The organism is Kluyvera sp. CRP (genome assembly GCF_019930565.1).
Lineage (GTDB): Bacteria > Pseudomonadota > Gammaproteobacteria > Enterobacterales > Enterobacteriaceae > Kluyvera > Kluyvera georgiana_A.
The window spans coordinates 5,014,617-5,028,920 of the sequence record NZ_CP082841.1; the positions used below are offsets into that span (position 1 = coordinate 5,014,617).

11 protein-coding genes, 1 tRNA gene, 1 rRNA gene and 1 other annotated feature are annotated in these 14,304 nt (G+C 54.3%); of the genes, 4 read left to right on the forward strand and 9 right to left on the reverse strand.

Features of this window, described 5'->3' with window-relative positions; all coding sequences use genetic code 11:
* Positions 1–96: 96 nt before the first annotated feature.
* The 5 genes from K7B04_RS23695 to rluD form a co-directional block, all read right to left on the reverse strand.
* Positions 97–172, reverse strand: a tRNA-Glu gene (locus K7B04_RS23695).
* Positions 173–257: 85 nt separating this feature from the next.
* Positions 258–1,796: ribosomal RNA gene (locus K7B04_RS23700) — 16S ribosomal RNA — on the reverse strand.
* A 437-nt stretch (positions 1,797–2,233) separates the two neighbouring features.
* Positions 2,234–4,807, reverse strand: a complete 2,574-nt coding sequence (gene clpB / locus K7B04_RS23705) for an ATP-dependent chaperone ClpB (RefSeq protein ID WP_167575211.1) — start codon at positions 4,805–4,807, stop codon at positions 2,234–2,236.
* Between the two features lie 130 nt (positions 4,808–4,937).
* The gene (gene yfiH, locus K7B04_RS23710; protein ID WP_223803156.1) at positions 4,938–5,669 is read right to left on the reverse strand and encodes a purine nucleoside phosphorylase YfiH; all 732 of its coding nucleotides are present in this window, start codon (positions 5,667–5,669) and stop codon (positions 4,938–4,940) included.
* Positions 5,666–6,646 (reverse strand): 23S rRNA pseudouridine(1911/1915/1917) synthase RluD, encoded by a 981-nt coding sequence (gene rluD / locus K7B04_RS23715; protein WP_163448362.1) that lies wholly within the window; start codon positions 6,644–6,646, stop codon positions 5,666–5,668. The genes yfiH and rluD overlap by 4 nt, the downstream gene beginning before the upstream one ends.
* A 132-nt stretch (positions 6,647–6,778) precedes the next feature.
* On the opposite strand from rluD, the gene bamD reads away from it, so the two are divergent.
* The 4 genes from bamD to pheA all read left to right on the forward strand — a co-directional run bounded on the left by bamD (position 6,779) and on the right by pheA (position 9,564).
* Entirely contained in the window at positions 6,779–7,522 is a 744-nt protein-coding gene (bamD, locus tag K7B04_RS23720) for an outer membrane protein assembly factor BamD (protein ID WP_064543397.1), read from the forward strand.
* 273 nt (positions 7,523–7,795) lie between these two features.
* On the forward strand, positions 7,796–8,137 hold the full coding sequence (gene raiA / locus K7B04_RS23725; protein ID WP_064543378.1) for a ribosome-associated translation inhibitor RaiA: 342 nt from the start codon (positions 7,796–7,798) through the stop codon (positions 8,135–8,137).
* 117 nt (positions 8,138–8,254) lie between these two features.
* Positions 8,255–8,380, forward strand: a sequence feature (Phe leader region).
* Positions 8,256–8,303, forward strand: coding sequence for a pheA operon leader peptide PheL (gene pheL, locus K7B04_RS23730; RefSeq protein WP_121497579.1), 48 nt, complete (start codon positions 8,256–8,258; stop codon positions 8,301–8,303). It overlaps the preceding feature by 48 nt.
* 23 nt (positions 8,381–8,403) lie before the next feature.
* Positions 8,404–9,564, forward strand: coding sequence for a bifunctional chorismate mutase/prephenate dehydratase (pheA, locus tag K7B04_RS23735; RefSeq protein ID WP_163448369.1), 1,161 nt, complete (start codon positions 8,404–8,406; stop codon positions 9,562–9,564).
* On the opposite strand, the gene K7B04_RS23740 is transcribed toward pheA, so the two are convergent.
* The 4 genes from K7B04_RS23740 to K7B04_RS23755 form a co-directional block, all read right to left on the reverse strand.
* Positions 9,561–10,433, reverse strand: a complete 873-nt coding sequence (locus K7B04_RS23740) for an SMP-30/gluconolactonase/LRE family protein (protein WP_223803157.1) — start codon at positions 10,431–10,433, stop codon at positions 9,561–9,563. The genes pheA and K7B04_RS23740 overlap by 4 nt on opposite strands.
* Positions 10,434–10,497: 64 nt before the next feature.
* Positions 10,498–11,619 (reverse strand): bifunctional chorismate mutase/prephenate dehydrogenase, encoded by a 1,122-nt coding sequence (gene tyrA, locus K7B04_RS23745; protein WP_167575208.1) that lies wholly within the window; start codon positions 11,617–11,619, stop codon positions 10,498–10,500.
* Positions 11,620–11,628: 9 nt separating this feature from the next.
* Positions 11,629–12,699 (reverse strand): 3-deoxy-7-phosphoheptulonate synthase AroF, encoded by a 1,071-nt coding sequence (gene aroF, locus K7B04_RS23750; protein ID WP_064543372.1) that lies wholly within the window; start codon positions 12,697–12,699, stop codon positions 11,629–11,631.
* A 227-nt stretch (positions 12,700–12,926) separates the two neighbouring features.
* A complete protein-coding gene (locus K7B04_RS23755) occupies positions 12,927–14,297 on the reverse strand; it encodes a PepSY-associated TM helix domain-containing protein (protein ID WP_223803158.1) in 1,371 nt (456 codons plus the stop codon).
* Between the last annotated feature and the right edge of the window lie 7 nt (positions 14,298–14,304).

Below are 14,304 nucleotides of genomic sequence, written 5' to 3' on the forward strand. Positions count from 1 at the left end.
GATCCAGATTTTTAAAGAGCAAATATCTCAAACGTCACCCGAAGATGAGTTTTGAGATATTAAGGTCGGCGACTTTCACTCACACAAACCAGCAAGTGGCGTCCCCTAGGGGATTCGAACCCCTGTTACCGCCGTGAAAGGGCGGTGTCCTGGGCCTCTAGACGAAGGGGACACTGAAGTCTCAATCGCAAGACGCCTTGCTATTTACTTTTCATCAGACAATCTGTGTGAGCACTTCAAAGAACGCTTCTTTAAGGTAAGGAGGTGATCCAACCGCAGGTTCCCCTACGGTTACCTTGTTACGACTTCACCCCAGTCATGAATCACAAAGTGGTAAGCGCCCTCCCGAAGGTTAAGCTACCTACTTCTTTTGCAACCCACTCCCATGGTGTGACGGGCGGTGTGTACAAGGCCCGGGAACGTATTCACCGTAGCATTCTGATCTACGATTACTAGCGATTCCGACTTCATGGAGTCGAGTTGCAGACTCCAATCCGGACTACGACATACTTTATGAGGTCCGCTTGCTCTCGCGAGGTCGCTTCTCTTTGTATATGCCATTGTAGCACGTGTGTAGCCCTACTCGTAAGGGCCATGATGACTTGACGTCATCCCCACCTTCCTCCAGTTTATCACTGGCAGTCTCCTTTGAGTTCCCGGCCGAACCGCTGGCAACAAAGGATAAGGGTTGCGCTCGTTGCGGGACTTAACCCAACATTTCACAACACGAGCTGACGACAGCCATGCAGCACCTGTCTCAGAGTTCCCGAAGGCACCAAAGCATCTCTGCTAAGTTCTCTGGATGTCAAGAGTAGGTAAGGTTCTTCGCGTTGCATCGAATTAAACCACATGCTCCACCGCTTGTGCGGGCCCCCGTCAATTCATTTGAGTTTTAACCTTGCGGCCGTACTCCCCAGGCGGTCTATTTAACGCGTTAGCTCCGGAAGCCACGCCTCAAGGGCACAACCTCCAAATAGACATCGTTTACGGCGTGGACTACCAGGGTATCTAATCCTGTTTGCTCCCCACGCTTTCGCACCTGAGCGTCAGTCTTCGTCCAGGGGGCCGCCTTCGCCACCGGTATTCCTCCAGATCTCTACGCATTTCACCGCTACACCTGGAATTCTACCCCCTCTACGAGACTCAAGCTTGCCAGTTTCAAATGCAGTTCCCAGGTTGAGCCCGGGGATTTCACATCTGACTTAACAAACCGCCTGCGTGCGCTTTACGCCCAGTAATTCCGATTAACGCTTGCACCCTCCGTATTACCGCGGCTGCTGGCACGGAGTTAGCCGGTGCTTCTTCTGCGAGTAACGTCAATCGCTGAGGTTATTAACCACAACGCCTTCCTCCTCGCTGAAAGTACTTTACAACCCGAAGGCCTTCTTCATACACGCGGCATGGCTGCATCAGGCTTGCGCCCATTGTGCAATATTCCCCACTGCTGCCTCCCGTAGGAGTCTGGACCGTGTCTCAGTTCCAGTGTGGCTGGTCATCCTCTCAGACCAGCTAGGGATCGTCGCCTAGGTGAGCCGTTACCCCACCTACTAGCTAATCCCATCTGGGCACATCCGATGGTGTGAGGCCCGAAGGTCCCCCACTTTGGTCTTGCGACGTTATGCGGTATTAGCTACCGTTTCCAGTAGTTATCCCCCTCCATCGGGCAGTTTCCCAGACATTACTCACCCGTCCGCCACTCGTCACCCAAGAGCAAGCTCTCTGTGCTACCGTTCGACTTGCATGTGTTAGGCCTGCCGCCAGCGTTCAATCTGAGCCATGATCAAACTCTTCAATTTAAGTTTGATGCTCGTGAATTAAACTTCGTAATGAATTACGTGTTCACTCAGAGACTTGGTATTCATTTTTCGTCTTGCGACGTTAAGAATCCGTATCTTCGAGTGCCCACACAGATTGTCTGATAAATTGTTAAAGAGCAGTGCCGCTTCGCTTTTTCTCAGCGGCGCAGGGTGTGCATAATACGCCACCCTGCTACGAAGTCAAGCGTTTATTTTCGCTTTCTTCGCCGACGTTCTCAGGAGAACCTCGTTGACCCGGCGGCTTGTTTGCCGTTGTTCCGTGTCAGTGGAGGCGCATTATAGGGAGAAAATGAGAAGCCGCAAGTATAAAATAGAAAAAAGTTTTCACGCGCTCACTTTTCATTCAATTATCTTATTTTTGCCTGGTTTTTAAACAAAAACGAGCCCCGTAGGGCTCGTTTTCTTCTTTTTGTGACTTACTGCACTGCCACAATCTGATCGTCTTTCACTTCCAGGCGAATGGTTTTACCCGGCAACAGCTCGCCAGACAAGATTTGCTGTGCCAGCGGGTTCTCAATCTGCTGCTGGATAGCACGTTTCAGCGGACGTGCGCCATACACCGGATCGTAACCATTTTTACTCAGCAGTTGCAGAGCTTCGTCAGAGATCTGTGTTTCATAGCCACGTTCTTCCAGACGTTTGTACAAACGCTGCAGCTGAATCTGCGCAATCGACGCAATGTGTTTTTCACCCAACGGATGGAAAACAACCACTTCATCAATACGGTTGATGAACTCTGGACGGAAGCTGTGGCTGACCACGCCCAGTACCAGATCTTTCATATGCCCGTAGTCCAGTTCACCGAAGCGCTCCTGAATCAGGTCAGAACCGAGGTTAGAGGTCATGATGACCACCGTGTTACGGAAGTCGACCGTTCTCCCCTGCCCGTCGGTCAGACGCCCATCGTCCAGAACCTGCAGCAGAATGTTGAATACATCCGGATGCGCTTTCTCTACTTCATCCAGCAGGATGACGGAGTAAGGACGACGACGCACCGCCTCTGTCAGATAGCCGCCCTCTTCATAACCGACATATCCCGGAGGCGCGCCCACGAGACGAGACACGGAGTGTTTCTCCATAAACTCGGACATGTCGATACGCACCATCGCGTCATCGCTGTCGAACATAAAGTTAGCCAGCGCTTTACACAGTTCGGTTTTACCTACCCCGGTTGGCCCCAGGAACAGGAATGAACCAATCGGACGGTTCGGGTCAGACAGCCCTGCACGGCTACGGCGAATCGCGTTAGAGACCGCTTCAACCGCTTCGTTCTGGCCAATCACGCGGCTATGCAGATCCTGCTCCATACGCAGCAGCTTCTCACGCTCACCTTCCAGCATACGGGCCACCGGAATACCGGTCCAACGCGCCAGTACTTCGGCAATCTCCGCATCCGTCACCTTATTACGCAGCAGGCGCATGGTTTTGCCTTCGGACAGCGTCGCCGCTTCCAACTGTTTTTCCAGTTCCGGAATTTTGCCGTACTGCAGCTCGGACATCCGCGCCAGGTCACCGACACGACGCGCCTGTTCGATGGCGATTTTCGCCTGCTCCAGCTCCGCTTTGATAGTTTGCGTCCCAGAGAGTGACGCTTTTTCCGCTTTCCACTCTTCTTCTAACTCAGAGTACTGACGCTCTTTATCGCTCAGCTCGTCGTTCAGCATGTCGAGACGTTTCTTACTCGCCTCGTCAGACTCTTTCATCAGCGCCTGCTGTTCCAGCTTCAACTGAATGATACGGCGATCGAGACGGTCGAGCTCTTCCGGCTTCGAGTCAATCTGCATACGAATGCTGGAAGCTGCTTCATCGATAAGGTCGATGGCTTTATCCGGCAACTGACGGTCGGCAATATAGCGGTGAGAGAGCGTCGCCGCCGCGACAATCGCCGGGTCGGTGATCTGCACGTGGTGATGCAGTTCATAACGCTCTTTCAGACCACGCAAAATCGCAATGGTGTCTTCCACCGACGGCTCTGCCACGAACACTTTCTGGAAGCGACGTTCCAGCGCCGCATCTTTTTCAATGTACTGACGATATTCATCCAGCGTGGTCGCACCAACGCAGTGCAGTTCCCCGCGCGCCAGCGCCGGTTTCAGCATATTACCGGCATCCATGGCGCCATCGGCTTTACCCGCGCCAACCATGGTGTGCAGCTCGTCGATAAACAGGATGACGTTGCCTTCCTGTTTTGCCAGATCGTTCAGCACGCCTTTCAGACGCTCTTCAAACTCACCGCGGTATTTCGCCCCGGCCACCAGCGCCCCCATATCCAACGCCAGTACGCGGCGGCCTTTCAAGCCTTCCGGCACTTCACCGTTGATAATACGTTGCGCCAGCCCTTCAACAATGGCGGTTTTACCGACGCCCGGCTCACCGATCAAGACGGGGTTATTTTTAGTACGACGTTGCAGTACCTGGATGGTACGACGAATTTCTTCATCACGGCCGATCACCGGGTCGAGCTTGCCTTGCTCGGCGCGTTCAGTCAGATCGACAGTGTATTTTTTCAATGCCTGACGTTGGTCCTCGGCACCCTGGTCATTCACGCTTTCACCTCCACGCATCTGTTCAATTGCCTGAGTGATATTGGCGGTAGTTGCGCCCGCGGTTTTTAGCAGGTCGGTCAGAGTGCCACGAGACTCAAGCGCCGCCAGAACGAACAGTTCTGACGAAATAAAGTTATCGCCGCGTTTTTGCGCCAGCTTGTCGCACAGATTCAGCACGCGCATCAGATCCTGAGACGGCTGCACGTCTCCCCCGGTGCCTTCCACCTGAGGTAAACGGCTCAGCGCCTGATCGATAGCCGTGCGTAGCTGGCCGGCATTAATGCCCGCGGATGTTAATAAAGGACGTACCGAGCCCCCTTCCTGATTCAGCAAGGCGCTCATTAAATGAAGAGGTTCGATAAATTGGTTGTCGTGCCCCAGTGCGAGTGACTGAGCATCGGCAAGAGCAAGCTGGAATTTATTGGTAAGACGATCCAGACGCATGACTCCTCCCATATATAGGTCAATTTTGCTACAGGAGATTAAATGAGGTCATCCCTCAATTATTCAAGGTTAAATGACCTGGTCTATGAGAAAAAAATGTCTGCCTTCTGGATCGTCTTGATTCTATAGGTTATATCAGCCAGATGAAACTTGCCATACGACCCGTAATACGGTCGCGGCGATAAGAGAAAAAATCATCCTTTTCGCTGAAAGTACAGCGGTCGCCGCCAAAGACGGCGGTGACGCCAATATTCCCTAAACGCTGACGTGCCAAAAGGTAGATGTCGGCATAATATTTTTCGCCTGCTGGACGAAATGCGCTAACCGCGTTGGCGTCTTTGGCCATAAACGCTTCACGCACTTCCGGGCCGACTTCAAAAGCCTGCGGACCAATCGCCGGGCCAAACCAGGCAAGGATATTTTCGGGACGGTCTTTGAAGCAGGCGACGGTCTCTTCCAGCACGCCGTCGCATAAACCGCGCCAGCCCGCATGTGCCGCGGCCACTTCCGTTCCTGCTTTATTGCAAAACAGAACCGGAAGGCAATCCGCTGTCATCACCGCGCACACTGTCCCGGGCGTATTACTGTAGGAGGCATCCGCACGCTTCGAAGCATAGGGCTCGCCGGTCAGATGCAGCACATCTTTACCGTGCACCTGCTCCAGCCACACCGGTTTCGACGGCAGTTGGCCCGCCGCGAACATACGCTTACGGTTCTCCTCAACGTGTTCGGGATTATCACCACAGTGAGCGCCGAGATTCAGAGAATCCCACGCGCCTTCACTGACGCCACCGACGCGCGTTGAACTACAGGCGGCCACGCCTTGCGGCAGCGGCCATTCCGGGACAATGATTTTGGTCATAACCAGTCTACGTCATCCTTATGTTCTTCAAAGTCGGCACGCATCGCGGCGATCAAATCGACCATATCCTGCGGGATAGGCGCATGCCATTCCATTTCAATCCCCGAGATCGGGTGATAGAGACGCAGCATAGTCGCATGCAGCGCCTGGCGGTCAAACTTACGCAGTACGGAAATGAACTCATCCGACGCGCCTTTTGGCGGACGCGGACGGCCACCGTAGACCTGATCGCCCACCAGCGGATGGGTGATGTGCGCCATGTGCACGCGGATCTGGTGCGTACGCCCGGTTTCCAGACGCAGCCGCAGACGCGTGTGCACACGGAAGTGTTCCATAATACGATAGTGCGTTACCGCCGGTTTCCCCATCGGGTGAACCGCCATGTGCGTACGTTTGGTCGGGTGACGGCTAATCGGTTCCTCAACGGTACCGCCCGCAGTCATGTGACCAATCGCCACCGCTTCATACTCGCGGGTAATCTCGCGCAGCTGCAGTGATTCAACCAGGCGTGTTTGCGCCGGAACGGTTTTGGCCACCACCATTAAACCGGTGGTGTCTTTATCCAGACGGTGGACGATGCCCGCACGCGGCACATCGGCAATCGGCGGATAGTAATGCAGCAGCGCATTCAGCACCGTGCCATCCGGGTTACCAGCGCCCGGGTGAACAACCAGGTCGCGCGGCTTATTGATGACGAGGATATCATCATCTTCATATACAATATCGAGTGGGATATCCTGCGCTTCAAAGCGGATCTCTTCGTCGATTTCAGCATCGATAGCGACGGACTCGCCACCCATGACTTTTTCTTTCGGCTTGTCTGAAACTTTGCCATTGACCTGAACGCGCTGGTCGAGGATCCACTCTTTTATGCGCGATCGCGAATAATCAGGGAACATTTCGGCCAAAGCCTGATCTAAGCGTTGACCGAGTTGTGACTCGGACACCGTTGCGGTGAGTTGTACTCGTTGTGCCATATACAGCTTCTTCGTTAACGTTGGGTTTTTACGGCTTCGCCGTTTAATATAGTGTGCTATTGTAGCTGGTCTTAATCGGGAACAGGAACTGTGAATATCCCGTATAAACATTTTGAGGAAAGTCAAAACGTCATGACGCGCATGAAATATCTGGTGGCAGCGGCCACGTTGAGCCTGGCTTTGGCGGGGTGCTCTGGTTCAAAGGAAGAGGTTCCTGATAATCCGCCTAATGAAATCTACGCAACTGCTCAGCAAAAGCTGCAGGACGGTAACTGGAAACAGGCAATAACGCAACTGGAAGCGTTGGATAACCGCTATCCGTTCGGGCCATATTCTCAACAGGTACAGCTGGATCTGATCTACGCATACTACAAAAATGCCGATCTGCCGCTGGCTCAGGCCGCCATTGACCGTTTCATTCGTCTGAACCCGACGCACCCGAACATCGACTACGTGATGTACATGCGCGGCTTAACCAACATGGCGCTGGACGATAGCGCGCTGCAGGGCTTCTTCGGCGTAGACCGCTCCGACCGCGATCCGCAGCACGCCCGTGACGCATTTAACGACTTCTCGAAGCTGGTGCGCGGCTACCCGAACAGTCAATACGTCACCGACGCCAACAAACGTCTTATCTTCCTGAAAGACCGTCTGGCGAAGTATGAACTTTCCGTTGTTGATTACTACACCGCCCGCGGCGCGTGGGTTGCTGTCGTAAACCGCGTCGAAAACATGATGCGTAACTTCCCGGATACTCAGGCGACTCGCGATGCTCTGCCGAAGATGGAAAATGCCTACCGCGAAATGCAGATGACGGCACAGGCTGATAAAGTCGCGAAAATCATTGCCGCCAACGGCAAAAGCACTCAGTCCTGATTCAAACCTTTTAGAAAGCAAAACGGCAGCCCGATGGCTGCCGTTTTTTTATTCGTTTTAATGACTTGCTGAAGCGGTTTAGCGCCAGGTCATCCTATCAAATATGGCTGTATTTTCCCGAATCGACAAGTAAAAAATCACTTCTTCCTGTCTTGACTCACAAAATGAATGCGCTGACAAAAAGTGACAAAATAATGTGATCTTTATCACACATTTTAAGCAAATCCGAGGTATGCTGGAATCACCAAGACGGAAAGACAAGAGGTAAAATTTATGACAATGAACATTACCAGTAAACAAATGGAAATTACTCCGGCTATTCGCCAGCATGTCGCAGACCGTCTCGCAAAATTGGAAAAATGGCAAACCCACTTAATCAACCCGCATATCATTCTGTCCAAAGAGCCACAGGGATTTGTAGCGGACGCCACGATGAACACCCCGAACGGGCATCTGGTCGCCAGTGCGAAACATGAAGATATGTATACCGCCATTAACGAATTGATCAACAAGCTGGAACGGCAGCTCAATAAGGTGCAACACAAAGGGGAAGCCCGTCGCGCCGCAACGTCGGTGAAAGACGCAAGCTTCGTAGAAGAAGTTGAAGAAGAGTAAACTGAACTTTGTACTTTAATGTGTATCGCCAACGCGCCTTCGGGCGCGTTTTTTATTGACAGAACGAAAACAGAACGAGTACTGTAAAACCTCATCACGCTAAGGATTTAACCTGATAGTGAAACTTCTACCGTTTTTCTTCGCATTCTTTTTTACCTTCCCCTGAATGGGAGGCGTTTCGTCGTGTGATAAAGAATGCGAAGACGAACAATAAGGCCTCCCGCACCGGGGGGCCTTTTTTATTGATAACAAGAAAGGCAAACATGATGACTTCGGAAAACCCGTTACTGGCGATACGCGATAAGATAAGCGCCCTTGATGAGAAATTAGTGAGCCTGCTGGCCGAGCGCCGTGGTCTGGCCATTGAGGTCGGTAAAGCCAAGCTGGCCTCTCACCGCCCGGTCCGCGATATCGACCGCGAGCGTGATCTGCTGGAGCGCTTGATTACGCTGGGCAAAACCCACCAGCTTGACGCGCACTACATCACCCGCCTGTTCCAGCTCATCATTGAAGATTCCGTGCTTACCCAGCAAACGCTGCTCCAGCAGCACCTGAATAAGATTAACCCACATTCAGCGCGTATTGCGTTTCTGGGCCCGAAAGGCTCCTACTCTCATCTGGCGGCCCGCCAGTACGCAGCCCGCCACTTTGAGCAGTTCATCGAAAGCGGCTGCCTGAAGTTTGCCGATATCTTTAACCAGGTTGAGACCGGCCAGGCTGACTACGCCGTGGTGCCGATTGAAAACACCAGCTCCGGCGGTATTAACGACGTCTACGACCTGCTGCAACACACCAGCCTGTCGATCGTGGGTGAAATGACGGTCCCTATCGACCACTGCGTGCTGGTAAACGGTACAACCACACTCGACACCATTGAGACGGTGTATAGCCACCCGCAACCGTTCCAGCAGTGCAGCCAGTTCCTGAGCCATTATCCGCAGTGGAAAATTGAGTACACCGAGAGCACCTCGGCAGCAATGGAGAAAGTGGCGCAGGCCAACTCACCAACCGTCGCGGCGCTGGGTAGCGAAGCCGGCGGCAAGCTGTATGGTTTGCAGGTGCTGGAACACTGCCAGGCAAATCAGACGCAGAACATCACACGTTTTCTGGTTCTGGCGCGCAAGGCGGTGAACGTCTCCGACCAGGTGCCAGCGAAAACCACCCTGCTGATCGCCACCGGGCAGCAGGCCGGTGCGCTGGTTGAAGCGCTGCTGGTATTGCGTAATCACAACCTGATCATGACCAAGCTCGAATCGCGCCCGATTCACGGCAATCCGTGGGAAGAGATGTTTTATCTCGACGTCCAGGCGAACCTGGACGCGCTGCCGATGCAAAAGGCGCTCAAAGAGCTTTCCGGTATTACCCGCTCGATGAAAGTGCTGGGTTGCTACCCAAGCGAAAACGTCGTACCGGTCGACCCGGTCTAACGTTCGATAAAAGGCCGTTTCTTCATCCCTGCCACCGCCACTGGCAGGGTGAAGATAGCGCCGGACAGTGGATACTTCGCCACCTCATCAGCCGACATATTCTCACGCGTCGTGGTAATAAACAGCGTACGCATATCCGCGCCACCGAAGCAGACCATTGTCGGGCAACGCACCGGCAGACGATATTCCGCAAGCTGCTCTCCCGTTGGTGAGAAGCGAGCCACTCGCCAGCCGTCAAACATCGCACTCCAGTAACAGCCTTCTTCATCGATGGCCGCGCCGTCCGGGATCCCCTCACCGTCTTTAAACAAGCGGAAAATCTCCCGAGTTCCCGGCTCGCCGTCGGCGTCCAGCGGCGTACGATAAATCACCCCGTTCGGCGTATCCGAGGTGTACATCCAGCGTTTATCCGCGCTGAATGCCAGACCGTTCGCGCCGTGAATATCACACTGAATCACCTTTGGCCTCAGTTGGTTATCGACCCTCACCAACAGCGCACCGTTGTAGTCACCCGGCCCCCAGAAGGTACCGGCATAAAAACGTCCATCGCGATCGGTGCCGCCGTCATTAAAGCGCGCCAGCTGTGGATTGCTTGGGTTATCGCAGATTTTATGCTGGAGCAGACCGCGGCTATCGGCAAGCCAGATTGCGCTGCGTAGCGCGACGATAAAGCCCCCCTTCTCCCGCAGCGCAAAACAGCCAACCTCTTCCGGGAACTGTAAGATCTGGTGGTCGCCCGTCGCAGGTACATAGCGGTGAATTTCACACTCCATGATATCCGCCCAGTACAGCGCCTGCTCGGCGTCACTCCAGGTCGGGCATTCCGGCAGATGTCCGGTGTAATCAAACAGCAGGTTTGCTTTAGCCATCGTCTTTATCCCATAAAAAAAGCCAGAGGATTTCCCCTGGCTTTCAAGTATATACAGTTTTCGGTTACTGCCGACTGTCATTCGCCTGGCGTAACAGGACGCGGCTCTCACTCTGGAAACGCTGCGCGTAGTCGCCGAACCAGTGTTCCACCTTACGGAAGCTGTCGATAAACGCCTGCTTATCGCCCTGCTCCAGCAGGCCAATTGCCTCGCCAAAACGCTGGTAGTAACGTTTAATCAGCGCCAGGTTGTTGCCGGACGACATAATAATGTCGGCGTACAACTGCGGATCCTGGGCAAACAGACGGCCTACCATCGCCAGTTCCAGGCGGTAGATCGGTGAAGAGAGCGCCAGCAGTTGTTCCAACTGCACGTTCTCTTCCGCCAGATGCAGGCCATAGGCGAAAGTCGCAAAGTGGCGCAGCGCCTGGATAAACGCCATATTCTGGTCATGCTCAACCGCGCTGATACGGTGCAAACGCGCGCCCCAAACCTGAATCTGCTCAAGGAACCACTGGTAGGCTTCCGGCTGGCGACCATCGCAGTAGACCACCACCTGTTTGGCCAGGCTGCCGCTGTCAGGGCCAAACATCGGGTGCAGCCCCACAACAGGCCCCGAATGTGCCGACAGCATCGCCTGAATCGGCCCGGCTTTCACCGAGGCCAGATCCACCAGAATGCAGTCCGCAGGTAATGGCGGCAGCTTCGCAATCACCTGTTCAGTCACATGGATTGGCACGCTGACGATGACCATACCGGCATCCGCCACCATTTCTGGCGCGTTTGCCCAGTCTTCTTTTTCCAACGTCCGCACCTGGTAGCCGGACAGGGTCAGCATTTTTTCAAACAGCCGTCCCATCTGGCCGCCGCCGCCGACAATCACCACCGGGCGCAGCGACGGACAGAGCGTTTTGAAGCCTTTGTCGTTTTCGCTGGAGTAGGACTCGCGCATCACCCGACGCAGCACGTCTTCAATCAAATCCGGCGGCACGCCTAATGCGGCAGCCTCTTTGCGACGCGAAGCCAGCATTGAAGCCTCACGTTCCGGAACATAAATCGGCAGGCCGTACTGGCTTTTGACTTCGCCAACTTCCGCCACCAGTTCCAGACGCTTCGCCAGCAGGTTCAGCAGCGCCTTATCCACTTCATCAATTTGATCGCGTAGCGCGGTCAGTTCAGCAACCATACAATCCTCTTACGCCAGACGAGCCGCCAGATGGCCGCGTAAATCCTTGTCGAGCTCACGCAGCAGCGCATCGGTCGTTTCCCAGCTGATGCATGCATCGGTTACCGATACGCCGTATTTCATATCACAGCGCGGCTGCTCGGAAGACTGATTGCCTTCGTGAATGTTGCTCTCAATCATCAGACCAATAATGGAACGGTTACCGTCCTTGATCTGCGCGACAACGGATTCCGCTACCGCAGGCTGACGACGGTAGTCTTTATTGGAATTACCATGACTGCAATCTACCATCAGCGATGCGCGCAGTCCCGCCTGTTCCATCTCTTTTTCACACTGCGCGACATCTTCCGGGCCGTAGTTCGGCTTTTTACCGCCGCGCAGAATTACGTGACCATCCGGGTTGCCCTGAGTGCGCAGCAGGCAAACCTGACCGGCCTGGTTGATACCCACGAAACGGTGCGGCATCGCCGCTGCGCGCATCGCGTTGATGGCGGTCGCCAGCGAGCCATCGGTGCCGTTTTTGAAACCGACCGGCATTGACAGGCCAGAAGCCATTTCGCGGTGAGTTTGTGATTCTGTGGTACGCGCGCCAATCGCTGACCAGCTGAACAGATCGCCCAGGTACTGCGGGCTGTTCGGATCCAGCGCTTCGGTTGCCAGCGGCAGCCCCATGCTGACCAGTTCAACCAACAGACGACGGGCAATTTTCAGTCCGCCTTCCACATCAAACGAGCCATCCATGTGCGGATCGTTGATAAGCCCTTTCCAGCCGACGGTGGTACGCGGCTTCTCAAAATAGACGCGCATCACCAGGTAGAGGCTATCGCTGACCTCTTCCGCCAGTGTTTTAAATCGACGCGCATATTCGATGGCAGCTTCAGGATCGTGGATGGAGCAAGGCCCACACACTACCAGCAGACGCGGATCGCGACCGGAGATAATGTCAGAAATCGTTTTACGTGACTGGGCGATTTGCGCTTCCTGCTCAACGGTGAGCGGGAATTCAGCTTTCAGCTGATCCGGGGTGATCAAAACCTGTTCATCGGCGATATTTACGTTGTTCAGCGCGTCTTTTTGCATGATGGCATTACCTGTTATGGCTCGTTTGCGATAGTTGTTTCCTCAATGAGGTGAACTCACAATATCACAACGAGTAAAGATATCAATCCAAAATACGTAAATTATTATTTACACCACCCTATTAATGGCAAAATAATCGCCATTAAAGTGTACAATAATAATTACACTTTTAATTAAGAGGTATAAAAAAGGGCGAACGCCAATGCGTTCACCCTGAGTTAAGCGCGCTACTCAGCTACGCGCGATAATCCCTGTGCGACCCTGCTGCGCCAGCGCACCCAGTCAATGGCAACAAACAGCAGCAAACTTGCCCCCATCACCGGCAACGCCAGACCAAGTGCCACGGTGACGACGAGTGTTACAGTACGCGCAGGCAGCGCCAATGCCAGCCAGCTTTGCGTCAGCGTTTGCAGCGGGCTGATCGATATCTGAGCAGGACGTTTAATCCACCAGAGCCGATAGCCCATCACAATCGCCACGCACAGCGCCAGCCCAAAGGCGATCAACAAAAGCTGGTTTGGTAAACCGAACAGGATCCCCATATGGAAATCAACACCCCAGCGCGTGAGCTTTGCCATCAGCGGGAAATCAGCAAACTGCGTGTAGTCGATAATCGCCAGAGAGTGCGGATCAACCGCTACGGCATCGACCTGCGTGGGCCAGCGTCGGTCGATCTCAGTTACCGTCCACGCGCGATCGGCGCTGCGCGGCGGGCGGATCTCCAGATGGGTTGCATCGATGCCGCCGCGCTGAGCAACGTTAAGGACGGCATCGATCCGATCCCAGGCGATCGGCGAGGCATGCGGCATCATCTCGTCAGCATGGCCGCGATGCTCCGCATGAGGATCCATCGCCATCATCTCACCACCGTGCAGTTGGGTATTGACCTGCGGTGTCAGCCAACCAAAAGCAGCGCGCAGCTTATCGACATTCCCTCCGGCCCACTGCGACCAGGTTAAGCCGGTGGCGGAGAACAGCAGCATCCCCACCAGTAGACACCAGCCAAGGGTGACATGAACGCGGCGCGTATTCTGCAGACGATTTTTAATGCGCCGCTTAGGGCGGGTAAAGGCCCACAGAGCGATTCCCCCCAACGCCGCTACCCACATCCACGAGGCGGCCAGCTCGCTGTACAAACGCCCCATATCCCCCAGCAGCAGCGAGCGATGCGCATAATCAATCCACTGACGCAGCGGTAAAATACCGCTGGTGCCATAGACCGTCATATCGCCTTTCACCGCCAACGTTACCGGATCAACAAAGATGGCGCGATTTTCCGAGGCCTGAAGCACCGGATCGGCAAACATCACGCGTGTGGTTTCACCCGCTTCCAACGCAGGTCGAACGGCGCTCAGACGCAACGGCGTATTCAATGCGCGTTCCGCAGCCGCAATCTGCACGGCTATTGGCTGCCGCTCTCCGCCAACGGTGCCGTGTAGCGCATCGCGATATAGCAGGTTCTCTAGCGGCGGCGTGGCGACATACAGTGTGCCCGTCAGGGCCGCGACGAAAATAAATGGCCCAACAAACAGACCGATAAAAAAATGCAGACGGCGCAGCAGGTGCACCCAAGCCGCCCGCGAGGTGCAGGTTGTCATACTCTTC